The sequence below is a fragment of the Nitrospirota bacterium genome, from assembly GCA_015233895.1.
Classification (GTDB): domain Bacteria; phylum Nitrospirota; class Thermodesulfovibrionia; order Thermodesulfovibrionales; family Magnetobacteriaceae; genus Magnetomonas.
In genome coordinates this window covers 69767-96029 of record JADFXG010000011.1, presented here as the reverse complement: position 1 = coordinate 96029, position 26263 = coordinate 69767, and the positions used below count along the sequence as shown (strand labels likewise).

Here is a 26263-nt window from a genome sequence, read left to right as displayed (position 1 = left end):
AGCACACGCCGTGCATTTACTAAACATATTATCTCATCGGCACTTTACCTTTAATGGTTTAGTGTAACATAAAGAAATCAAACAAATCTCATTAAATAATTCTTTATTTTTCTTTCCGTCTGTTACTTCTGTCACACATATTGCTATTTATTACAACTTATTCAATTGTTTTGGTATAATACTTAACAACAGGCTCAATATCATGGTGTTATTATTGCCATAAACTTTAAAGAGGTGATGCGATGAAGTTAGGAACAAAATTTAGCTTTTCTCATGGTGTGATATTAGTATTTTTAATCATCAACGGTGTTATTGCTGTTTTGATGTTAAACTCGTTCCGTAATACAATAGACAAGTTAGTCAACGACAGATATCCAAAAACAGCGATCTTAGATGATATGCTCTACGCCGTAAGAGATATTAGTCTTTCATCAAATAAATTACTCATCATTGAGGACAGTACGCTAAGAAAAAAAGAATTAGATAATATTGAAAAATACAAGAACATTATTATAGAAAGTAAAGGGAAATTGACTTCTGTTATCAGAAGCAAGGAAGGCAAATTATTATTAAAAGCAATCTCAGATACACAGGAGACTTATTTTTCAATTTTGCGGGAATATACCAATAGCGTTATGTTGGGTAAGTTACATGAATCAAAAGAATTATTAATCAACAAGCAAACGGCAAGTTCAAATATGTTAACAAAAACAATGCTCGATCTTACTGACTTTCAAACAAAAAGAATGGAGGAAAGTGAGCTTGAATCATCGGCTTTATATAATATTTTCATGTTATGTATCATATTTGCATTAGTATTGTCAATCATAATTAGCACATTAATTGCTGCCAGGGTAATTAAGTCATTTATTAATGAATTAGGAGCTGAACCGCACGAAATCATAGACATATTAGATAACATTTCACAAGGCAATTTACACATCGACTATAAACTGCTTAAAAATCAAAACCAAAAAGGAATTCTTAAAAACATAAACTCTATGCTGGATAAACTCAAGGAAAGAGATATATTGTTGTCATCTGAGATATCATTGGGAAAACAGATAGCAAAAAACATCACTGAGTTGAAACAAAGAGAGATACTGCAAGATACGATTAAATATATCCTCGAACTATCCCTGGAGCAGATTCCTCTCAAAAATAAACTGGAGAGAATTATAGACATTGTCGTTTCTGTTCCAAATATAGGATTAGAGAATAAAGGTTGCATACATATCACAGTAGATAATTCCGAAGAGTTAGTGATGGCTGCACAAAGAAATCTGCATGAGTCTTTATTAAAACAATGTGCACGAATAAGCTATGGACACTGTCTTTGTGGTATCGCTGCAAGCACACATAAAATAGTATTTTCTAATAAGATTGATGAATTACACAATATTTCATATGAAGGAATGCACGAACATGGGCACTACTGTGTCCCTATAAAATCCGGCAATAAGTTATTGGGCACTTTATGTGTTTACGTTAAGCATAATCATGAAAGAACCAAGTTGGAAGAGGATTTTTTTATAGCAATATCCAATTCGATTGCAAGCATAATCGAACATGGAGCAATTGAGGATACCATAAAGAGACATAATATTTTTATTGATACAGTAATTAACAGCATAAATGATTCTATTGCTGTGATAGACGTTAAAGATTTTACAATCGTCAGCACTAATAACAAATTCCTGAAAGAGTACAGAGTATATGAGAATGATGTTACAGGCAAACACTGTTATATGGTTATTCATAATAGCTCTGAACCTTGTAACCAACAAGAGTACTCATGTCCTGTTATGAATATGTTACGCACCGGTGAGTATTCGATGAGTGAACACCTGCATTATGATAAAGATGGAAAAGAAATATATGTCTCATGCTCAGCATCGCCAATAAAAGATGAAAATGGTAATGTAACCCAGTGCGTTTACGTGCTCAGAAACATAACTCAAAGAAAATACTATGAGAAGCAACTCCAGCTCCTTGCCCACTACGATACAGTTACATCTCTGCCTAACCGGATATTACTTTTGGACAGGTTAAACACCTCGATTGAATTTGCCAAACGTGAAAAGTATAAGATGGCATTGTTATTTATAGACCTGGATAATTTTAAGGCAGTTAATGATAATTATGGACATCAAACCGGCGATGTTTTACTCAAGGATGTTTCAAAAAGGTTGTTAAGTATTGTGCGAAAAACAGATACAGTTTCCCGTATAGGTGGAGATGAGTTCATTATTATTCTCAGTAAAATAAGTGAACAGAATGATGTGGTAATGATTGCAGATAAGATTATTTCATCATTGAATACGGTATTTTTAATAAATGAGTATGAATGCCACATAGGCGCAAGTATAGGTATTGAGGTGTATCCATTCGGTCAATTAAGTGATGAAATTGACAACTTAAGCAGTGTTTTTATAAAAAGAGCGGATATGGCGATGTATAAGGCAAAGGAACTTGGAAAAAACAGGTATATGTTTTACGATAATGAAACAACTGATGAATGTGCTGACCCTTTATTTGAAATAGACAGAGCTGATTCTTAGGAGTTACAATTACTGGCACCTGAAAACTCTCATAAGAAAGATACCATATTAAGGAGAAATCAATGATTAAAAATCTAAAAATCGGAACTCGTATTGCCATAGGGTATCTGCTCATGTTATTTGTTTTTCTTCTTCTGTTCTCTTATTCAATAAGCAGACTGGATTTCGCAGCCAATCAGATAAAAAATCTCTACGAGCATCCTTTCACGGTAAAAGGCAAATTACTATCAACCGATGCGAATATATTCAGAGCCAGATATTTATTAAGAAAGGCTTATTTTCTGCCTAATAATGAAGCTGTTTTGGAAATGAAAACAGAGATATCCGCTATAGACCCTGAAATATTAAACGATCTGACAGTAGCAGAAGATATGTTTTTGGGCGATAAAAAAATAATAAGAAACATTCGTAAAAATTATGAGAAATATATTTCGCTTCACGATGATTATTTTGATCTGCTGTTACAGGGCAAAAAGACTGAGGCTGAGAAACAGTTGGATACTAAATTGTACGAAAATGCTACAGACAATGAGAAGTTACTAAAAGAAGCAATAGAGTTTGCCTCTGTCAAAGCAAAGTTGTTTTATGAAAACACTCAGAAATCAAATAATGAATCCAGAAATATTTTATATTTTATTTTAGCTGGAGCAATGCTTATCTGCAGTGTATTTGCGTTTATCTTTACACGGAGCATTACCTCTCCTATTAGAAGGTTAATACTAATAACCAAAGAAATAGGTTCAGGTAATTTAAACATTAACATAGATGTATCAGAGCGGGGCGAAATAGGCCAGTTATCCAAATCGTTTCTGCTTATGACGGAAAACTTACGCAATATATCTTCTGACAGAGACATCGAGGACTGGAAAAAAACAGGATACACACAAATAGGCGAAATAATGCGCGGCGAACAGGATGTTATAACTCTTTCTCAAAGACTGATAGTGTTTATTTCCGAATACATGGGAGCACTGATAGGAGCAATTTACCTGACGCAGAAAACCCAAAACACCCTGAAGCTAACCGGCACATATGCACACACAAAACGAAAGAATTTGTCTAACGAATTTGCATTTGGAGACGGAGTGACAGGTCAGGCTGCGCTGGAAAAACAAAGCATACTATTAACAGAGGTTCCTGAAGATTATATAAAGATAACATCAGGGCTGGGAGAGAGCGCACCCTCAAACATATTGGTTACGCCGCTTATTTATAACGGTGAGGTAAAAGGCGTTATAGAGCTGGGAGCATTCACAGCATTCACAGAACGTCATATGGAGTTTATGAAATCTGTTTCCGAGGCTATTGCAATATCTTTCGGCGTAGTACAATCACGGGATAGTATGAAAGAACTTTTGATTCTTACCCAAAACCAGTCCGAGGAGCTTCAGGAACAGCAGGAGGAATTAAGGGCTAACAATGAGGCTCTGGCAAATCAGACAAAGACGCTGAGAGCCTCTGAACTTAAGCTTCAGGAACAACAGGAGGAACTCAGGCAGGCCAACGAGGAGCTCGAGGAACACGCACGCCTTATGGAAAAACAACGGGATGAGATAAAGAAAAAGAACATACAACTTGAAAGAAATCAGGAGCTTAACCTTCAAAAAACCAGGGAACTCGAAATAACGAGCAAGTATAAATCAGAGTTCCTGGCAAACATGTCGCATGAGTTGAGAACACCGCTTAACAGTGTCCTGTTACTTTCAAAATTTCTCATGGAAAATAAAGAGGGCAACCTTACAGAAAAACAAGTGGAGTGTGCCTCAACGGTTTACTCATCGGGCAATGACCTTCTGCTATTGATAAACGATATTCTGGATCTGTCAAAAGTCGAGGCCGGCAAAGTTGAATTAAACATCGGGGCCATGGAGACAGACAGGCTGAAAACATTTATAGTGAGGACATTTTCACCTTTTGCAGAGGAAAAGAATTTGTCTTTACAAGTGATTGTATCAGAAAATGCACCAAAGTATATTCACACCGATGTTCAAAAAACAGAGCAGATAATCAGAAACCTGCTGTCAAATGCCATTAAATTTACAGAAGAAAAAGGCTTCATCAGGGTAATGATAGACAAGGATTCTCTCGGCAACGCATTGTCAATTTCAGTTTCCGACACCGGCATTGGAATTCATGCGGATAAGTTAGGAGTTATTTTTGAGGCTTTTAAACAAGCCGATGGAACAACGAGCAGACGGTTCGGAGGCACCGGGCTTGGGCTTACAATATCCAAAGAATTGGTTAAGCTGCTCAGAGGTGAAATAACAGTTAAGAGTGAGGTTGGCTCAGGCAGTACCTTTACCATACTTATACCTGACGTACAACACGTTGCTCCTTCTGATGTACTCTCTGAAAAAACACTGGAGAGCAAATCCCAACTTAAATTGATAGGAAAAGTGTCAGAGGATGACAGGGAGAGCATGTCACCGGATGATAAATCAATCTTAATAATAGAGGATGACATAGCATTTGCAAAAATCCTGCTGGAAATAAGCCGCGAAAGAGGCTATAAGTGCATAATAGCACAGGACGGAGGACACGGCATAGGGTACGCACATAAATATAAACCTAATGCGATAATTTTGGACATGGGTTTGCCAGATTTAGATGGTTGGACGGTTATTGAAAGGTTAAAAGACTCCTCGGAGACGCGCAACATTCCAATACACATAATATCTGCATCGGAAAAAAACATAGATGTTATGAAATCCGGCAGTGTCGGCTATTTAACAAAGCCCGTCAACATGAAAAACATTGAAGAGGCTTTCAACAGACTGGAAAGTATCTACTCTGATGAAAAAAAACAGATTCTGGCAATTAACCTTAATATTCAACAGGAGACGGCACTTAAGGAACTGTTAAAAAACACTTACGTGGGCGTGGATTATGTGTCGGCAAAAAAAGCTCAAAAGATAGTAGAATCTAATCAGTATAATTTTATAATAATGAATATTACAGATAATGAGCCTGTAAGTTTCACTTTTTTAGATATAATAAAAAACTCGGAAACACTGTGCAACATACCGGTAATAATCTATAACAGCTCACAGCTTAGTGTCGGGGATGAGATAAAACTCAACATGTATGCCCACAGGATAGTGCTTAAAACTGTAAAATCACCCGACAGGCTGCTTGATGAAATCGTGCTGTTTTTACATCTTGAGGAATCACAATTGCCGGAGGAAAAACAGAAGATACTCCTGAGAGTGCACGATAAAGAGCATATATTTAAGAACAGAAACATACTGGTAACCGATGATGATTCCAGAAACGTGTTTGCCTTAACGAGCATACTTGAGGGGGAGGGAATGAACGTGTTTACGGCAAGAAACGGGACAGAGTGCCTCGATATATTAAAGAAAAACGATACACTTGAGGTTATACTTATGGACATAATGATGCCGGAGATGGACGGTTACGCAGCAATAAGTGAGGTAAGGAAAATCAAACAATATAAAGAGATACCGATCATAGCTCTCACCGCTAAGGCAATGAAAGAAGACAGAATGAGGTGCATAGAGGCCGGAGCAAACGATTATATTTCAAAACCTGTTGATAAGGACAGACTTCTGTCCCTGTTACGAATTTGGCTATATCAATGAGACAGAAATTAACCTTCAAAATAAATTACGGGAAAAAAAGGACTGGATCCCGCAACAAGTGCGGGATGACAAAGGGGTGATGCGGGATGACAAAGGGGCGGTGCGGGATGACAAAGGAGGCTGGAGTTTATTTTCTGTTATTCCGTCTTTTTTCTGTCATTCCTGCGCAGGCAGGAATCCATGTCTTTTTTTATTAACGGTATAAAACAGGTATAGCATATGGACTACTACGATAACGAAGACAATGAAAACTTAGAAATAATGCTCCTTCTTGAGGCTATACACTCAAAGTACGGATACGATTTCAGAAATTATTCAAAAGCCTCGATAAAAAGAAGAATAAAGCACAGGATGTCTGTATCGGGGATAAACAAGATAACTGAAATTATTAACAGAGTGATATATGACAGGCCGTTTTTTGTAGAATTGCTCGGGGATTTTTCGATAAGCACAACCGAGATGTTCCGTGACCCTGAGTTCTTTCATACTTTGAGAAAAACTATAATTCCTGAGCTAAGCCAATTGCCATTTCTAAAAATCTGGGTAGCAGGCTGCTCAACCGGCGAGGAGGTGTATTCCCTTAGCATAGTGCTAAGAGAGGAAAACCTTTACGATAAAACCATAATATACGCAACCGATTACAGCGAGAGAGCGCTAAATAGTGCAAAAAAGGGCATCTTTGATCTGAAATTATTAAAAAAATACGCCTCCAACTACTTACAGACCGGAGGGATGCACTCATTCAGCGATTACTTCACAACTGAAGGTGATTGTGCTATAATTGATCAGTCGTTAAAACAAAACGTAGTGTTTTCAGTTCATAACCTTGCATCAGACGGTGTGTTTGGTGAGATGAACATCATTTTTTGCAGAAACGTGTTGATATATTTTAACAGAGAGCTGCAGAACAGAGTGTTTGGATTATTTACCGAATCGCTGGAGACGGGCGGCTATCTTTGCCTGGGTTCAAAAGAAACCATTCGGCTCTCAAGCTTTTCCAACAATTATATACAGGTTCTGAAAGAGGAAAAGATATATAAAAGAAACCCTGTCTCAAATTCCCAAAAGGAGTGCCATGAAGTATGAGGCTGTTGTAATAGGCGCATCCGCCGGTGGGATTGAAGCGCTTAAAAGACTTTTAATTGGGTTGCCCGACGATTTTCCCCTCCCTGTCATAGTGGTATTACACTTGCATCGGGATACAAAAGATGAGTTAATTCATTTCTTCAGCAAAATTGTCCGGTTAAAGGTCAAATATGCAGAGGATAAGGAAAAAATTCAAAATGGTTTTATATATATTGCTCCGCCGGATTATCATCTGCTGATAGAAGACGACAAAACGTTTTCTCTGTCAGTGGATCCACGTGTAAATTATTCCCGTCCATCGATAGACGTGCTTTTTGAAACTGCCGCGGATGCTTTTACTAAGCACTGTTTTGGTATAATATTGACCGGAGCCAACAGTGATGGCAGTGTGGGTTTAAAGAGGATAAAAGAGCGGGGAGGCACAACGATAGTACAAAACCCTGAAAGCGCACAATATCCAGCAATGCCCCTGGCAGCAATCAATGAAAGCACGGTTGACTATATTTTAAATTTGCCTGAGATTGCTGATAAACTTAACGAATTATCGAGGTAAGAATATATATGCAAAATATATTAATTGTTGACGACAGAGCGGAAAATCTTCTGGTGCTGGAAACCATCCTTGCCCAGCCCGACGTCAATATCGTAAGAGCAGTAAGCGGTAAAGAGGCGCTGTGGAATCTTTTGCGCGATGAGTTTGCATTAGTGATACTGGATGTGCAGATGCCTGAAATGGACGGCTTTGAGACGGCATCTTTTATCAGGAGCAATAACAAAACCAGGACGGTTCCAATAATTTTCATAAGCGCAGTAAGCATAGAAGAGAAATTTATTTCTAAAGGATATGAAATTGGAGCCGTGGATTACTTAGTAAAACCAGTTGATGATGCGATTTTAAAAAGCAAGGTAAATGCCTTTCTGGCACTTCACAAACAAAAGCAGTTAATTACCGAACACTCCGAACTGCTGCGTAAAGCTAACGAGGAGTTGGAAAAAGAAATAAGGATTATCTTTGAGCAAGCGCCAATTGGAATTAACATTATAGAGTTAACCTCCGGCAGATTAGTTAAATTTAATCAAACTTTCTGCAATATAACTGGTTATTCCCACGATGAATTATCAACACTCACATGGCAAAACATTACCCATCCAGATGATATCGCGCAACAACTGGATGGATTAAAACGTTTATACAGCGGCAGTTTATCAGTTTTCAGTACGGAGAAAAGATATATTCGTAAAGATTCAAACATAGTATGGGTAAGCTTTAAATGTATCCCCTTGTGTGTAAGAGAAAATAAACTAACACTTAGCCTGGCCATCGTTGAAGATATAACTTATAAGAAACAGATGGAGGATATAATTAAAACAGAGAGGGATAAGCTTAAATCGATAATGGATACGATGGAGGATGGTATATATATAGTTACTAAAGACAATGATATAGATTTTATTAATAAATCTTTGCTAAAAGAGTTCGGAGAAGTGAATGGCCGTAAGTGTTACGAGTATTTTCATGACAGAACGCAACAATGCCCATGGTGTAAAAACAATGAAGTTTTTGCAGGAAAAAGCGTTACATGGGAATGGCATTCATCGAAAAACAACAAGACATATTCGCTTTTCGATACTCCATTAAGGAATATAGACGAATCAATATATAAGTTTGAAATATTTCATGATATTTCAGACATTAAAAAAGCACAGGCTATAATGAAACGGGAACTGGATTTTCAGAGAGCAGTGGCAGAGGTGTCTGAGGCATTACTCTCTCCTGAAATGGATATAGATGATATTTCTGTAATTGTAAATAAACAGGCAATGAAACTAACGGAAAGTTTACACGGATATGTCTCAGAGACAGACAGAAGCGCGCCGGAGCAGACAGTCAGCCAGTATAATGTGGATAATAGATACCTGCGACTGGCTTTTCCAAAGGATAATGATGGCTATGATGCTTTGTGGGGATACGCTATAGATACAAAACAGGCGTTTTACACTAATAACCCGAAAGAGCACACTGCTTACAAATGTTGTATTCCTGAGGGGAATATTCCAGTGAAGCGCTTTATGTGTGTTCCGGCAATTATAAAAAATAATTTGATTGGTAATATTGCGCTTTCAAATGCTGAGAGAGATTATACAGATGAAGATCTTAATATCATACAACGTTTAGCTGCTATTTACGCCATAGCAATAGATCGTAAACGGATGGACGAGGATTTAAAAACACTAAATTGCAATCTTGAGGCTATGGTAAAAGCAGAGACCGAAAAAAGACAAAATCAGGAACAAATGCTGATTCAACAATCCAAGATGGCATCCATGGGTGAGATGATAGGATTAATAGCCCACCAATGGAGACAACCTTTGAATGCTATAGGATTAAACATACAGGATTTAGGCGAAACATATTCCTGCGGTGAGATTAATGATAAATATGTTGAAGATATAGTTGGCTCTACAATGAATCAGATTAACTTTATGTCAAAAACTATTGATGATTTCAAAAACTTCTTTATTCCCGCAAAGGAAAAACAACTGTTCAATGTAAAAACAGCCATAGAAGAGTTGTTGTCAATGTTTGTACATGTTTTCAATAGAAGCAAGATACACATTTCTATCAAAACTGAACAGGACGCATTACTGGTCACTGAGGGATATCCTAACGAGTTTAAACAGGTGGTGCTCAATATTTTGAATAACTCAAGGGATGCAGTTGTAACAAAAAAGAAAAATGCTCCTGAAATAAATGGGTGGATAGAACTTAGTATAAATAACAATGAAGGCAAATCCAAAGTTATAGTTTCAATAAAAGACAATGGCGGGGGAATCCCTGAAAGTATAAAAGAGAGAATCTTTGAGCCTTATTTTACAACTAAGGGCGCCGGGGGGACAGGTATTGGGCTTTATATGTCAAAGACAATTATTGAAACAAATATGGGTGGTAGTTTAACAGTAAGAAATTGTGATAGTGGTGCCGAGGTCAGGATTGAGATATGACATGTAAACTAATATTAAAAACATTGACGCTGCTTTACGTAAAGGATGAGCAGCATATAAAAGAGGTGCTTGACCGGTTTTAATATATCTACATTTTCAAGCACTTCAGAGATCCTTGATATTGGATACAAATGTCACAATGTTTCTGGAACATAGTATTGACAAACATTATTTTTTTAATATAATCTCTTTCTAAATATATCAGCGTATTGTGCCAAAAAGATGGAGGGGGTCTGCGTAGTATGTTGCGTTTGTTGCGGGACTTTGAAGAGGTTATGAGAGGCAAAATCCTAACGATTAAGTGTATTGTGATATTGACGCTTCTGTTTTTCTTGCCTGTAGTGTCTTATGCAGAGTGGACGTGGACTGCGCAAACTAATTATGGTTCCGGAGCTTGGAGCTCAGGAGCATCATCATCAGATGGTACAAAACTCGCTGCTGTTGATAGAGGTAACGGTAGTGGTGGTTATATTTACACATCAACAGATTCAGGCGCTACGTGGACTGCTCAAACAAATTCTGGGATAAGAGAATGGTATGCAATAACATCGTCATCAGATGGGTCAAAACTCGCTGCTTTTGATATTAACTTTGGTAGTGGAGGCTACATCTATACGTCAACGGATTCAGGCTCTACATGGACATCACAAACTGCTGCTGGTAGCAGATATTGGTCAGCCATAGCGTCCTCATCAGATGGGTCAAAACTCATCGCTGCACATTCCTCTTATAGTAGTCCTTATACTGGTTATATTTACACATCAACAAATTCAGGCTCTACGTGGACACAACAAACTGCTGCTGGTAATCGTGAATGGCAAACTGTAGCATCCTCATCAGATGGGACACAACTCGCCGCCGGAGTTTATGCTTATGGTTATATTTACACATCAACCAATTCAGGTACTTCATGGACTGAGCAAACTAGTGCCGGAAGCAGATATTGGGTAAGCATAGCATCTTCAACAGATGGAACAAAGCTCGCTGCTGTAGATTACTATGGTACCGGCTCCGGAGGCTATATCTATACGTCAACAGATTCAGGCGTAACATGGACACCACAGGCTGCTTCTGGTCCTATACATTGGAAGGGCATAGCATCCTCATCAGATGGATCAATGCTCGCCGCTGTAGAATGTAATCCTACTCTTGGTGTAAAGGGCTATATTTATACATCAACAGATTCAGGTGCTACGTGGACACAACAAACAGCTGCTGGTAATGCGTATTGGTATGGAATAGCATCCTCGTCAGATGGGACAAAACTCCTTGCTCTGAGCGGCTCAGGTAGTGGCTATATTTCCACTGGTGTTTATTCTGCCACTACAACCACAGCAGCATCAAGCACTACCACTACTACGGCATCAACCACTACAACCACTACGGCTATCAACGCATATATAACAAACTACAGCTCAAATAACGTTTCAGTAATAGATACAACATCAAATACGGTCTCAAACACAATCACCGTTGGGAGTCACCCGGTAGGGGTAGCCGTGTCACCTGATGGCTCTAAAGTCTATGTGGCAAATTACGGTGCAAATACAGTTAAGGTAATAGACACAACCTCAAACACGGTCTCAAACACAATCAGTGTTGGAGATCATCCTTACGGAGTAGTTGTGACGCCGGATGGCTCTAAGGTCTATGTGACACATGGTTATTATACAATGAACACCGTCTCTGTAATAGACACAACATCAAATACGGTCACAAATACTATCACTGTAGGGACTAATCCGGGTTCAATTGTCGTAACACCCGATGGCTCTAAGGTCTATGTTTTAAACACTATTCCAGAAACTGTTTCTGTAATATCCACAAACACAAACACGGTTTCAACCACGATAAAAGTTGGGAGTGCAGGAGCCTCAGGAACATATGGTAGCCAGCCAAATTCACTTGCCATGTCGCCCGATGGCTCTAAGGTCTATGTGGTGACAAATCGTTACAATGTTTTTGTAATCTCAACTGCCACAGATATAATCACAGCAACGATTAACGTCCCACTTTATGCCTTTGGAGCAGTTGTAACCCCAGATGGCTCTAAGGTCTATGTGACAGAATCTTATACCACCCATGTTCCTGTAATATCTACAGCCACAAACCTTGTATCAAACATAATAACCGTAGGGAGCGATCCAAGAGGAGTGTCTGTTACGCCCGATGGCTCTAAGGTCTATGTGGCAAATTATGGTTCAGACAATGTTTCCGTGATATCCACAGCCTCAAATACGGTTTCAGCCACGATTAGCGTAGGAACTCAGCCATATGCAATGGGAAATTTTATAACACCAAACACATCTGCGTCAACAACTACCACTACAGCTGCATCCTCAACAACTACAACAACAGCTACGACTACGACCTCAACAACCACGACAACCGCAACAACCAACCTCTGGACCTGGACGGCAAGAGATACAAGCAAAAATCGATATGGTGTGGCGTCTTCAGCTGATGGCACTAAATTGATTTTTGGTACTTACCTTGGTTATCTTTATACCTCTACAGATTCGGGCGTTACATGGACGCCAAGAGCAACCGATACTGCCAGATATTGGTCTAAAGTAGCCTCATCATCGGACGGCACTAAATTGCTTGCTGCTGCCTCCGGAGGATATCTTTACACCTCTACAGATTCAGGCGTTACATGGACACCAAGAGCAATCGATGCCAGCCGGAATTGGAGTGCCTTAGCCTCATCGTCAGACGGTACTAAGTTAGTTGCAGCAGTACAAGCCGGGCATATTTTTACCTCAACAGATTCCGGCGTCACATGGACCGAGCAGACATCATCAAGCTCCTTATACTGGAGCAGTGTAGCATCGTCATCAGACGGGACGAAACTGGCTGCTGTGGATTTTACTCCAGGGTATATATACACATCAACAGATTCAGGAGTTACATGGAATGTTCAGGTAAATTCCGGTTATGGTGACTGGACAGCGATTGCCTCATCATACGATGGCACAAAACTCGCTGCTGTAACTGATAATGGCTACGTTTATACCTCTACAGATTCAGGCGTTACATGGACTGCGCAGACAGGATCAGGCATCAAAGCACGGTATGGTATAGCATCATCTTCAGACGGAACTATATTGCTTGCCAGCGCTATAAGTACATATGGCTATCTTTATATCTCAACAGATTCAGGTGTTACATGGAGCGCAACTGCAAACGATACTACCCGAAATTGGGGAGGAGTTGCAATATCTGCAGACGGCTCAAAGACGGTTGCAATCCTGGGCAATACCAGTGACTATATATATACAGGTGTCCGTGCTCATACAGTAACCGAATCGCTGACAAATGTAACCACTGACAAATCCTCGCCGCAGACTGTAAATGATGGCAGCACAATAACATTTCAGTTTACACCAACATCAGGTTATTACATAACAAGCGTATCAGGATGCGGAGGGACTGACCCCGGAGCACAAGCTGTTAATACAGCGGTAAGTTATACAACAGGAGCGGTAAATTCTGATTGCACTGTTACGGCAACGGCAGCACAAAAGACCCAGTCGGTAACCGAAACTTTGACCAATGTAACTACTGACAAAACCTCACCTCAGACAGTGAATTATGGAAACACAATAACATTTCAATTTACACCATCCTCAGGTTATCGTATAACAAGTGTATCAGGATGCGGAGGGACTGACCCCGGAGCACAAACTGTCAATACAGCAGTAAGCTATACAACGGCAGCGGTAACTTCTGATTGCACAGTAACAGCAACTGCTTCACAAAAAACCTGGACTATAGCCGAGTCTCTGACAAACGTGACTGAAACATCCGGTGCTTCAACAACAGTAAGTGATAACGCTACTCAAACATTTACTTTTCATCCCACCTCAGGATATTACATAACAAGTGTATCAGGATGCGGTGGAGTTACTCAAACAAATCTGGCAGTAAACACGGATGCGACTTATACAACGGGATCAATAACAGCAGACTGTACAGTTACTGCTACGGCATCACGAAAAACCCAGACAGTAACCCCATCGGCAGGCACAGGGGGAAGTATAAGCCCAAACACGGCACAAACTGTCAACTATAATTCGACAACCTCTTTTACTGTTAGTGCTAATAGTGGATATACGTTATCTTCAGTAGGAGGCACGTGCGGAGGCAGCCTTTCCGGCAGCACCTACACAACAAGCGCAATAACAGCAGATTGTACGGTTATCGCAAATTTTTCTCAGAAGAATTCATCTGTTACATACAATCTGCCGTATTTATCAACAAACAGCGCTAATCCAAGCTACTGTATGGCATCAAACAGATCGTCACAGGATTTAACTGTCAACTTTACGGTTGGAGCCGTTGACAATTCTACAACATCTAATTATACATCTCCCCGCACACCAAACACTTTTGCATCTAATTTAACGTCTAAGCAAACCAAACTAATCACATTTTTGCAAAATACAATTTCCTTTAACAATGAAAGCTTAACTATGAGTGATACCAACAATGCAAGCCTATACGGGGGATTTCTCACGTTTACCTCAACAGCGCTTTACACAAGCGGTACGGAGGCACGTTGTAAAAGCGTGTTGCTTGAATGTTATCAGGGTACTTTGAACCCTAAGCGGCTGTTGACAGGGCATGTTTGTGAGAATGGATACTGAAAGAATAAGGCCTGTGCTTATGATTATTAAAGTTTAATATCACTTAACCAAAACAATAAATAGGGTAAATACTTCTGACAACCTTGATTTTGGGTACAAAAGTTACATACTTTCTGAGGTAAAATATTGACAAAATATTTTTTTTATCTTATAGTTAGTTTATCTTTAATTAAGCGTATGGTGATTGCGTGTTGATGTAGCTGTGGGTTTTGTGTTATGCCGAGGAGGAGCTGTGGGAGTCAAAATTCTATCGTTTAAGTGTTTTATATCGCTGTCCTTGTTAATTTTATTACCTGTGGTTGCTTACGGCGGCTGGGTTTGGACACCACAAACTGATTCTGGCAGCAGAGGTTGGAGTGCAATAGCGTCATCATCCGATGGAACACAACTTGCTGCTGTAGATTATTTTGGCAGTGACGGTGGCGGTTATATTTATACCTCAACCGATACAGGCGTACACTGGACTCCGCAAACTATTGCCGGCAGTAGATTTTGGGATGCAATAGTATCCTCATCCGATGGGACACAACTTGCTGCTGTAGTTTCTAATGGTTATATTTACACCTCAATCACTTCAGGCGCTGCATGGACTTCGCAAACGATTGCCGGCAGCAGATATTGGAAATCAATAGCGTCATCATCCGATGGGACAAAACTTGCGGCTGTGGTTAATATCGGGTATATTTATACCTCAACAGAGTCCGGCGTTTCATGGACTGAGCACGTTTCTGACAATAGAACCTGGTTTTCAATAGCGTCATCGTCCGATGGGGCAAAACTTGCTGCTGTAGTTAACAGTGGTTATATTTATACCTCAACCAATTCAGGCGTTTCATGGACAGCTCAAACGAGCGCCGGCAGCAAAAATTGGTATTCAATAGCGTCATCATCAGATGGAGCAAAACTCGCTGCTGTGGTTAATGTCGGGTATATTTATACCTCAACCAATTCCGGTTCTACATGGACTGAACGAACGAGTTCTGGTAGCAGATTTTGGTCTGGAATAACGTCATCATCAGATGGTACAAAACTCGCTGCTGTAGCTTCTAATGATTACTTATATACTTCGACAGATTCCGGTGCTACATGGGCTTATGAAACAGGGGCTGGCAGCAGAAACTGGAAATCAATAGCATCGTCTTCCGATGGGACAAAACTTGCGGCTGTTGCTTATAATGGTTATATTTACACCGGCTACTATCCATCAACTGTCACATATAACATACCGTATCTCCACACAAACACAAATAATGTCGTTTACTGTATTTCATCAAACTTATCCTCAGAGAATATGACCGTTAGCTTTGAAGTAAAATCGGCAGATGTTGACATTCCTGCTACGGGTAAACAAACATTTTCAAACTATCTTAACAGCTATACTACACGGCTGTTTACTTTCCAGGAGCAGACTGCTTCAATTTATAATCCACTAGGTGGAACCGAGTCTGTGTCATTATTATCCGACGTTGCTAAGTCAGGCGCTTATGGTGGTGCGCTTTCTTTTGTGTCAAAGGCTGCATTTTCATCAGGCACTCAGGCATCCTGTTCAAAGGTCGTGATTTCATGTTTACAAGGATACAGTGATCCCAGAAGGCCAGTGACTGGCTACGTTTGTATGGACACTATTTCGACTGTGATTGGTCATTAATGGTGGGTTAATAGGTTAATTTGGAGAGATGAGGATAAGGAGCTTATGAAAAGATATAGTTTTTTATTGAAGTACATTGTCTTACTGTTGCTGATTATATTGTTGTTGCCAGCAGTGTCTTATGCCGGGTGGACATGGACTCAGCAAACCGGTTCTGCAGTCACTTGGTCCTCCGTGGCATCATCATCAAATGGAACTAAGCTGGCTGCAACTCAATATAACAACTATATTTACACTTCTACAAATTCAGGGGCTACATGGGTTGCACGAACATCAGCAGGTGTTAGATACTGGATTTCAGTAGCATCGTCATTGGATGGTAACACGTTGGTTGCTCTTGAAAATAATGGCTATATTTATACTTCTGCAAATTCAGGCGTTACATGGACATACCAGCCTTCAGCTGGATCCAGAGTATGGCAGATAGCAGCAATGTCATCTGATGGCACTAAACAAATGGCTGCTGCTTACAATGGCTATATATATACTTCTACAGATTCAGGGACTACGTGGACAGCACTAACGTCATTAAGCACCTCAATTTGGGGTGGGGTAGCAATGTCATCGGACGGAACTAATCTGGTTGCCAGTGTTTTTAATGGCTATATTTACACTTCTACAAATTCAGGTGCTACATGGACTCAACGAACATCAGCAGGCTCCCGACAGTGGTACTCAGCGTCAATGTCGTCGGACGGAACTAAACTTGCTGCTGTAGTTTTGGCTGGTTATATTTATACCTCAACCGATTCAGGTGCTACATGGACACAGCAAACAAGTGCTGGTAGTAGCTCGTGGTATTCAATAGCGTCATCATCAGATGGCACAAAACTCGCTGCTGTAGCTAATACTGGTTATATTTATACATCAACAGACTCAGGCGTTACATGGACTACGCAAACATTAACTGGCACTGGATATTGGAATTCAATAGCATCCTCATCAGACGGAACAAAGTTAGTTGCAGGAGCGGACTATCTCTACACCGGAGTTTATACTGCCCCTACTACTACAACAACCACAGCACTCCCAACCTATACTGTAACTGAAACTTTGACAAATGTAACTACAGACAAAGCCTCCCCTCAAACGGTGAATTATGGCAGTGCGATAACATTCCAATTTACACCCACTTCTGGCTATTACATAACAGGTGTATCAGGATGCGGAGGGACTGACCCTGGAACACAGACTGTCAATACGGCGGTAAGCTACACAACAGGAGCTGTAACTGGTGATTGCACGGTTACGGCTACGGCAGCACAAAAAACCTATACTGTAACTGAAACTTTGACAAATGTAACTACTAACAAAGCCTCCCCACAAACTGTGAATTATGGCAGCTCTATAACATTCCAGTTTACACCCACTTCCGGCTATTACATAACAAGCGTATCAGGGTGCGGAGGGACTAACCCCGGAACACAGACTGTCAACACGGCGGTAAGCTATACAACGGCAGCGCTAACTGATGGTTGTGCAGTAACAGCAACTGCAGCTCAACAAACAAAAACTGTAACCGAATCGTTGACAAATGTAACAACTGACAAAGCCTCCCCTCAAACAGTGAATTATGGCAGCACAATAACATTTCAGTTTACTCCTGCCTCCGGTTATCACATAACAAGCGTATATGGATGTAGTGGAAATGCGATAACAATACAAAGTGCTGATACTGTTGTAAATTATACCACAGGAGCGGTAACTTCTAATTGTACGGTTATTGCAACGGCTTCAAATGCCGCAATAGCACGTAGCTACACATGGACTCAACAGACGGCTCCAGGAAACAGAAATTGGGACTCTATCGCATCATCATCAGATGGCACAAAACTTGTTGCTGCAGCTCAAGGTGATTATCTTTATACCTCGACCGATTCAGGCGCTACCTGGATACAGCAAACGAGTGCCGGCAGATATTTGCAAAATATAGTGTCATCATCAGATGGCGCAAAACTTGCGGCTGCAGTAAATGGTGGTTTTATTTATACCTCAACCGATTCAGGCGCTACATGGACCAAGCAAACTGTTCTTGGTAGCAAAAGTTGGCATCCTATAGCGTCATCATCAGATGGAACAAAGCTCGCTGTTGCAGATTTTTATGGCAGTGGCTCTGGGGGTTATATTTATACATCAACAGATTCGGGCACTACCTGGACTGCACAAACAAATGCCGGTATTGGAGCTTGGGGTTATATCGCATCATCATCAGATGGATCAAAACTCATCGCTCAAGTAAATGGTGTTAATTATGCATCAGTTAATTCAGGCGTATCATGGACACAAACAAATAGTGGTGCAGGTGGACCAATAGCGTCATCATCAGATATGTCAAAACTCGTTGCTGCTGATAATGGGGGTTATATTTGGACATCAACAGATTTTAGCGTTACCTGGACAGGGCGCTTGACTGCAGGCATGAGAGGTTGGCTACCAACAGCATCATCATCAGATGGGACAAAACTCGCTGTAGGTGACACTACTGGCAGCGGCTCTGGTGGTTATATTTATACATCAACAGATTCAGGAGCCACATGGAACCAGCAAACGGGTGCTGGTGCTAGAGCTTGGTACAGTATAGCGTCATCTTCAAATGGAACGAGACTCGCTGCTGTAGATTATGGTGGATATATATACACAGGCGTAATTACCATGACAGTAACCGAATCTCTGACAAATGTAACTTCAGACAAAACCTCCCCCCAGACAGTAGCTTACGGCGATACAATAACATTTCAATTTACACCATCATCCGGCTATTACATAACCAGTGTATCAGGCTGTGGAGGGACTGACCCCGGAGCACAGGCTGTCAATACGGCAGTAAGTTATACAACAGGAGCGGTAGGTTCTGATTGTACAGTTACGGCAACAACCTCACAGAAGACACAGACAGTAACCGAAACTTTGACAAATGTAACTACCGACAAAACCTCTCCTCAGACAGTGAATTATGGTGACACAATAACATTTCAATTTACCCCTTCATCCGGCTATTACATAACAAGTGTATCAGGATGTGGAGGGACTGACCCGGGAGCACAGGCCGTCAATACTGCAGTAAGCTATACAACAGGAGCGGTAGGTTCTGATTGTACAGTTACAGCAACTGCTACACAACAAACAAAAACAGTAACCGAATCGTTGACAAATGTAACTACTGACAAAGCCTCCCCTCAGACAGTGAATTATGGCAGCACGATAACATTTCAATTTACACCTTCATCCGGCTATTACATAACCGGTGTATCAGGGTGTGGAGGGACTGACCCAGGAGCACAGGCCGTCAATACGGCAGTAAGTTATACAACAGGCGCGGTAACTTCTGACTGTACGGTCACGGCAACTGCTACACAACAAACAAAAACTGTAACCGAATCTTTAACAAACGTAACTACCGACAAAGCCTCCCCTCAGACAGTGACTTATGGCGGTACAATAACGTTTCAGTTTACGCCTGCCTCAGGGTATCACATAACAAGCGTATCAGGCTGCGGAGGAACTGACCCGGGAGCACAGGCCGTCAATGCGGCGGTAAGTTATACAACTGGAGCTGTAACTTCTGATTGTACAGTAACAGCAACCGCTTCACAAAATACTTGGAGTATAACCGAGACTTTGGCAAATGTAACTGAAACATCCGGTGCATCAACAACAGTAAATAATAACGCTACTCAAACATTTACATTCCATCCTACATCTGGCTATTACATAACAAGTGTATCAGGATGCGGTGGAGTTACTCAAACAAATCTGGCAGTAAACACGGATGCGACTTATACAACTGGATCAATAACTGCAGACTGTACGGTTACGGCTTCAGCTTCACGAAAAACCTGGACAGTAACCCCATCGGCAGGTACAGGAGGAAATATAAGTCCTAACACACCACAAACGGTTAACTATAATTCGACGACATCTTTTACGGTTAGTGCAAATAGTGGATATACGTTATCTTCAGTAGGAGGCACGTGCGGAGGCAGTCTTTCCGGCAGCACCTACACAACAAGCACAATAACGGCAGATTGTACAGTTATTGCAAATTTTTCTCAAAACCCCTCATCAGTCACATACAATATGCCTTATTTATCAACAAACAGCTCTAATCCAAGCTACTGTATGGCATCTAACAGGTCGTCACAGGATTTAACCGTTAAATTTACAGTTGCAGCCACCGATAATGCCACACCCTCCGGCACAACCAACACTTTTGCATCTAATTTAGCGTCTAAGCAAACCAAACTAATCACATTTTTGCAAAATACAATTTCCTTTAACAATGAAAGCTTAACTATGAGTGATATCAACAATGCAAGCCTATACGGGGGATTTTTGACGTTTACCTCGACAGCAGTTTACACAAGCGGTACGGAGGCACGTTGTAAAAGCGTGTTGCTTGAGTGTTATCAGGGTACTTTGGACCCTAAGCGGCTGATGACAGGGCATGTTTGTGACAATGGATACTGAAAAATGGATGGGAGTGTTGCATCTTTATAAGTTTGGAATGTGTAACCGTAATTTCATCCTGACTTCCTATTGACATTATTCATTTTTTATGTTATACCATGAATAGATTGGAATGGGGTGTGCTGGAGTTGAGGATGCTGTCTGTACCCTTAATCTGTTAAACCGGTAATTTCCACTGGAGTGATTATGTGGTTTATGATGTTAGCTAAGATGTACTTATGAAAAGATACAGTTTTATTGTTAAGTACATTGTTTTATCGGCGCTGATTGTGCTTTTACCTGTGTTGTCCCTTGCCGACTTTATGTGGTCAGCAAAAACCACGTCCGGCAGTAGAAATTGGTATTCAATTGCTTCATCGTCAGACGGGAAAAGACTTGCTGCAGTGGTTCGCAATGGTTATATTTATACCTCAACCAATTCAGGAGCTTCATGGACGGCACAAACGAATGCCGGCAGCAGAAATTGGTATTCAATAACGTCCTCATCAGACGGGACAAAACTCACTGCCGGAGTTTGGAATGGGTATATTTATACCTCGGCAGATTCAGGAGCTACATGGACTGAGCAAACGAATGCCGGTAGCAGAGATTGGAACTCAATATCGTCATCGTCAGATGGCACTAAACTCGCTGCTGTGGATGAAGGTGGAGCTATTGGTTATATATATACCTCAACAGATTCAGGAGCTACATGGACCCAGCGAACGAGTGCTGGTAGCACAAATTGGTGTTCAATAACATCCTCATCAGATGGGACAAAACTTGCTACTACAGTTTGTAGCAGTAGCGGTTATATATATACCTCAACAGATTCAGGCGCTACATGGGATAATCAAACTAGTGCCGGTAGCAGATATTGGTCTTCAATAGCGTCATCATCAGATGGGACAAAACTCGCTGCTGTAGATGATAGTCCAGGTTATATTTATACCTCAACCGATTCAGGCGCTACATGGACTGAGCAAACAAGTGCCGATAGCAGATATTGGCAATCAATAGCGTCATCATCAGATGGTACGAAACTCGCTGCTGGCGATTTGGGCGGTTATATTTATACCTCAACAGATTCAGGTGTTACATGGACAGAACAAACGAGTGCCGGTAGCAGAGGTTGGTATTCAATAGCATCCTCATCAGATGGCACGAAACTCGCTGCTGTAGATGAGTATGGCAGTGAAGTTGGAGGCTATATTTACACCGGCTCTCAACCTTCAACAGTTAAATACAATTTACCGTATCTTCATACAAACACAAATAATGTCGTTTACTGTGTGGCAACAAACTTGTCCTCAGAAGATATGAATGTTAGCTTTACGGTGGAATCGGCAGACAACGACACTCTTTCTACCGGCATACAAACGTTTACAAACTATCTTAGCAGCCAAACTACACGTCTGTTTACTTTTCAAGAGAAAACCGCTTCCATTTATAGTCCCGTAACTGGAACTGAGTCTTTGGACTTATCATCAGATATTGCTAATTCAGGCTCATACGGCGGGTCGCTAACTTTTGTCAGTACCGGTGTGTTTTCATCAGGCACTCAGGCATCCTGTTCAAAGATCATGATATCGTGTTTACAAGGATACAGTGAACCAAGAAGACCCGTTACGGGTTATGTTTGTATAGACTCTGTTTCGACTGTGATCGGGCATTAATGGTGGTTAATTGAATGGAAACTTTTATGAAAAAATATTGTTTTATACTAAATTATATTGTTTTATTGTTACTGATGATATTGTTTGTGCCGACAGTGTCCTATGCAGATTATGGTTGGACAGTACAGACGGGTGCCGGTACCGGATATTGGTTTGGGATAGCGTCATCATCAGATGGCACTAAACTCGCTGCTGTAGCTTATGGGGGTTCTATATATACCTCAACCGATTCAGGGGCTACATGGACAGAGCAAACGAATGCCGGGAGTAGATATTGGTATTCAATAGCGTCCTCGTCAGATGGGACAAAACTCGCTGCCGGGAACAATGGAGATGGTGGTGGTGGTTATATTTACACTTCAACAGATTCAGGGGCTACATGGTTTCCGCAAACGAGTGCCGGCATTAGACTTTGGAGTTCAATAACATCCTCATCAGATGGTACTAAACTTGCTGCTGTAGATGGGTATTACGGTGGTGGATATATTTACTCTTCAACAGATTCAGGGGCTACATGGATTCCGCGAACCAATGCCGGCAGCAGATCCTGGTGGTCTATAACATCCTCAACAAATGGGTTAAAACTCGCTGTCGGAGTTATTGATAATGGTTATATATATACCTCAATCAATTCTGGTGAAACATGGACTCCTCAAACAAATTCCGGTAGCAGATATTGGTATTCAATAGCGTCATCATCAGATGGGTCAAAGCTTGCAGCAGCAGCTGATGATACTCCTGATTATATATATACCTCAACAGATTCAGGAGCTACATGGACTACGCAAACGAGTGCCGGCAGCAGAGATTGGTATGCAATAGCGTCCTCATCAGACGGCTCAAAACTCGCTGCAGTAGTTGATGGAGGTTATATTTATATTTCAACAGATTCAGGAGCTACATGGACTGAGCAAACGAATGCCGGTAGCAGACATTGGTATGGAATAGCTGCATCATCAGATGGCACAAAATTTGCCGCCATAGATAAGAATGGTACTGGTTCAGGTGGGTTTATTTATACAGGTGTTTTTGGTAGCTGGACAGTAACCGAATCCTTAACAAACGTAACTACAGACAAAATCTCACCACAAGGCGTGGTTGATAACGGTACGATAACATTTCAGTTTACCCCTGCCTCCGGTTTTCGTATAATAAGTGTATCAGGATGTGGCGGCACTGACCCCGGAGTTCAGGTTGTTGATACAACAGTAAGCTATACAACAGGAGCGGTAACAGCTGACTGTACGGTTACAGCAACGGCATCACATCAGACCTATGCGGTAACCCCATCGGCAGGCGCTGGTGGAAGTATAAGCCCAAACACGGCACAAACTGTTAACGATAATACGGGAACGTCTTTTACGATTACCCCTAATACAGGTTATTCGGTATCCTCAGTAGAAGGTACGTGTGGAGGCAGCCTTTCCGGCACCATCTACACAACAAGTCCTGTAACTTTTGACTGTTCAGTTGTTGCGTATTTCTCTCAAGGTCAATCAACTGTTACATACGATATTCCGTACTTATCAACAAACAGCTCTAATCCAAGCTACTGTATGGCATCAAACAGGTCGTCACAGGATTTAACTGTAAAATTTACGGTAGGAGCAGCCGATAATGCGACACCCTCCGGCACAACCAACACTTTTGCTAATTATTTGGCGTCTAAAAAAATGTATATTATAAAATTTTCGCAAAATACTATCTCGTTGTCATCATCTAATAATGAGACTATAATTATGAGTGATACCAACAATGCAAGCCTATACGGGGGATTTCTCACGTTTACCTCAACAGCTGTTTACACAAGCGGTACGGAGGCACGTTGTAAAAGCGTGTTGCTTGAATGTTATCAGGGGACTTTTAACCCTAAGCGGCTGATGACAGGGCAGGTTTGTGAAAATGGATACTACTACAACTATAGTCCTCCACCTTAACACAGATAAAATATTTTTAACAAATATTCTTTAGGTAACATTTGTTATTGACATTTATTCTTTTCTGTTAATGTATAATACTAAAGGCAATGTGTCGTAAAAAATTGCTATCGGGGTGTTAATGTTACATAAATACTGTTTGCGAGGCGATTAGATGTTTTTTAGCAAAAGTGGGAGACTTATCCATGAAAAAGCACAGTTTTATATTTAAACACATTTTTTTATTAACATCATTATTGGTTATCTTGTTGGTGCCTGAGGTGTCTTCCGCCGACTGGGTTTGGACAGGACAAACCGTTTCCGGCAGCAAAAACTGGCAAACAATAGCGTCCTCATCAGATGGTACAAAACTTGTCGCTGCAGTTTCTCCAGGCTACATTTATATCTCAACAGATTCAGGTGCTACATGGATAGCAAAAACAAGTGCCGGTAGCAGAAATTGGCATGCTGTAACTTCATCAGCAGACGGATCAAAACTTGCTGCCGGAGCTTATAGTGGTTATATTTATACCTCAACCAATTCAGGTGACAATTGGACTGAACAAACGAGTGCTGGCAGCCGGGGTTGGTATTCAATAGCATCATCGTCAGATGGGATACAACTCGCTGCGGTAGATTACTTTGGCAGTGACGGTGGCGGGTACATATACACCTCAACCAATTCAGGTGATAATTGGACTGCGCATACTGCTGTTGGCAGCAGATTTTGGGTTGGAATAACGTCCTCATCAGACGGAACAAAACTTGCTGCTGCAGTTGAAAGTGGTTATATTTATACCTCAACCAATTCAGGCTCTACATGGTCACCACAAATGAATGCTGGTAGCCGGGGTTGGTATTCAATAGCATCGTCATCAGATGGGACAAAACTCGCTGCGGTAGTTTGGAATGGCGGCAGTGGTGGGTATATATATACCTCAACCAATTCAGGTGGCAATTGGACTACACAAACGGGTGCCGGTATCCAACCCTGGGATGGGATAGCGTCATCATCAGATGGGACTAAACTCGCTGCTACAGTTTCTGGTGGCTATATATATATATCAACAGATTCAGGAGCTACATGGACTGCTCAAACGAGTGCCGGCAGCAGAAGTTGGAATGCAATTGCGTCATCATCAGATGGGACAAAACTTGCTGCTGCACTTTATGGTGGCTATATTTACACTGGCTACTATCCCTCAACTGTTGCATACAACATCCCCTATCTTCATACAAATACAAATAATACCGTTTACTGTATAGCTTCAAACTTATCCTCAGAGAATATGACCGTTAGCTTTGAAGTGAAATCGGCTGACAATAACTCACCTGCTGCCGGTGCCGGTAAACAAACATTTTCAAACTATCTTAACAGCCAAACTACACGGCTGTTCACGTTTCAAGAAAAAACCGCCTCAATTTATAATCCACTAAGCGGAACTGAGTCTCTGTCTTTATTATCGAATATTGCTAATTCAGGCTCATACGGCGGGTCTCTGGCTTTTGTTAGTACGGCTGCATATTTATCAGGCACTCAGGCCTCCTGTCATAATGTTGTAATCTCCTGTTTACAAGGATATAGTGAACCCAGAAGACCCGTTACTGGTTATGCTTGTATAGACACCGTGTCTTCAACAGCACTTGGGCATTAAAGGCAGGTTTAAAAGGTTAAT

General features: G+C 41.0%; 11 protein-coding genes. All 11 read left to right on the top strand.

From position 1 onward, the window contains the following. Window positions 1–242 precede the first annotated feature (242 nt). Window positions 243–2561 carry a diguanylate cyclase gene (locus HQK88_09580; GenBank protein MBF0617048.1) on the top strand — a complete coding sequence of 773 codons (2319 nt, stop codon included), beginning with the start codon at window positions 243–245 and terminating at the stop codon, window positions 2559–2561. A 62-nt stretch (window positions 2562–2623) separates the two neighbouring features. Next, window positions 2624–6163 (top strand): response regulator, encoded by a 3540-nt coding sequence (locus tag HQK88_09575; protein ID MBF0617047.1) that lies wholly within the window; start codon window positions 2624–2626, stop codon window positions 6161–6163. Between the two features lie 219 nt (window positions 6164–6382). Continuing rightward, window positions 6383–7249, top strand: coding sequence for a protein-glutamate O-methyltransferase CheR (locus HQK88_09570; protein MBF0617046.1), 867 nt, complete (start codon window positions 6383–6385; stop codon window positions 7247–7249). Beyond that, window positions 7239–7802, top strand: a complete 564-nt coding sequence (locus HQK88_09565) for a chemotaxis protein CheB (GenBank protein MBF0617045.1) — start codon at window positions 7239–7241, stop codon at window positions 7800–7802. The genes HQK88_09570 and HQK88_09565 overlap by 11 nt, the downstream gene beginning before the upstream one ends. An 8-nt stretch (window positions 7803–7810) precedes the next feature. Beyond that, window positions 7811–10252, top strand: coding sequence for a PAS domain S-box protein (locus HQK88_09560; GenBank protein MBF0617044.1), 2442 nt, complete (start codon window positions 7811–7813; stop codon window positions 10250–10252). Window positions 10253–10494: 242 nt separating this feature from the next. After that, window positions 10495–14901: a beta-propeller fold lactonase family protein gene (locus tag HQK88_09555; GenBank protein MBF0617043.1), complete on the top strand. Its 4407-nt coding sequence runs from the start codon at window positions 10495–10497 to the stop codon at window positions 14899–14901. A gap of 232 nt (window positions 14902–15133) precedes the next feature. Then, on the top strand, window positions 15134–16549 hold the full coding sequence (locus HQK88_09550; GenBank protein ID MBF0617042.1) for a hypothetical protein: 1416 nt from the start codon (window positions 15134–15136) through the stop codon (window positions 16547–16549). Between the two features lie 45 nt (window positions 16550–16594). Beyond that, window positions 16595–21016 carry a hypothetical protein gene (locus tag HQK88_09545; GenBank protein MBF0617041.1) on the top strand — a complete coding sequence of 1474 codons (4422 nt, stop codon included), beginning with the start codon at window positions 16595–16597 and terminating at the stop codon, window positions 21014–21016. A 218-nt stretch (window positions 21017–21234) separates the two neighbouring features. Further along, window positions 21235–22671 carry a hypothetical protein gene (locus HQK88_09540; GenBank protein MBF0617040.1) on the top strand — a complete coding sequence of 479 codons (1437 nt, stop codon included), beginning with the start codon at window positions 21235–21237 and terminating at the stop codon, window positions 22669–22671. A gap of 14 nt (window positions 22672–22685) precedes the next feature. Further along, on the top strand, window positions 22686–24608 hold the full coding sequence (locus tag HQK88_09535; protein ID MBF0617039.1) for a hypothetical protein: 1923 nt from the start codon (window positions 22686–22688) through the stop codon (window positions 24606–24608). A 185-nt stretch (window positions 24609–24793) separates the two neighbouring features. Further along, window positions 24794–26242 carry a hypothetical protein gene (locus HQK88_09530; protein MBF0617038.1) on the top strand — a complete coding sequence of 483 codons (1449 nt, stop codon included), beginning with the start codon at window positions 24794–24796 and terminating at the stop codon, window positions 26240–26242. The last annotated feature ends 21 nt before the right edge of the window (window positions 26243–26263 follow it).

What these genes read in the sequence shown, in the direction of transcription:
- HQK88_09580 (MBF0617048.1), top strand. Translation starts at nt 243, where the DNA reads ATGAAGTTAGGAACAAAATTTAGCTTTTCTCATGGTGTGATATTAGTA.
- HQK88_09575 (MBF0617047.1), top strand. Translation starts at nt 2,624, where the DNA reads ATGATTAAAAATCTAAAAATCGGAACTCGTATTGCCATAGGGTATCTG.
- HQK88_09570 (MBF0617046.1), top strand. Translation starts at nt 6,383, where the DNA reads ATGGACTACTACGATAACGAAGACAATGAAAACTTAGAAATAATGCTC.
- HQK88_09565 (MBF0617045.1), top strand. Translation starts at nt 7,239, where the DNA reads ATGAAGTATGAGGCTGTTGTAATAGGCGCATCCGCCGGTGGGATTGAA.
- HQK88_09560 (MBF0617044.1), top strand. Translation starts at nt 7,811, where the DNA reads ATGCAAAATATATTAATTGTTGACGACAGAGCGGAAAATCTTCTGGTG.
- HQK88_09555 (MBF0617043.1), top strand. Translation starts at nt 10,495, where the DNA reads ATGTTGCGTTTGTTGCGGGACTTTGAAGAGGTTATGAGAGGCAAAATC.
- HQK88_09545 (MBF0617041.1), top strand. Translation starts at nt 16,595, where the DNA reads ATGAAAAGATATAGTTTTTTATTGAAGTACATTGTCTTACTGTTGCTG.
- HQK88_09540 (MBF0617040.1), top strand. Translation starts at nt 21,235, where the DNA reads ATGAAAAGATACAGTTTTATTGTTAAGTACATTGTTTTATCGGCGCTG.
- HQK88_09535 (MBF0617039.1), top strand. Translation starts at nt 22,686, where the DNA reads ATGGAAACTTTTATGAAAAAATATTGTTTTATACTAAATTATATTGTT.
- HQK88_09530 (MBF0617038.1), top strand. Translation starts at nt 24,794, where the DNA reads ATGAAAAAGCACAGTTTTATATTTAAACACATTTTTTTATTAACATCA.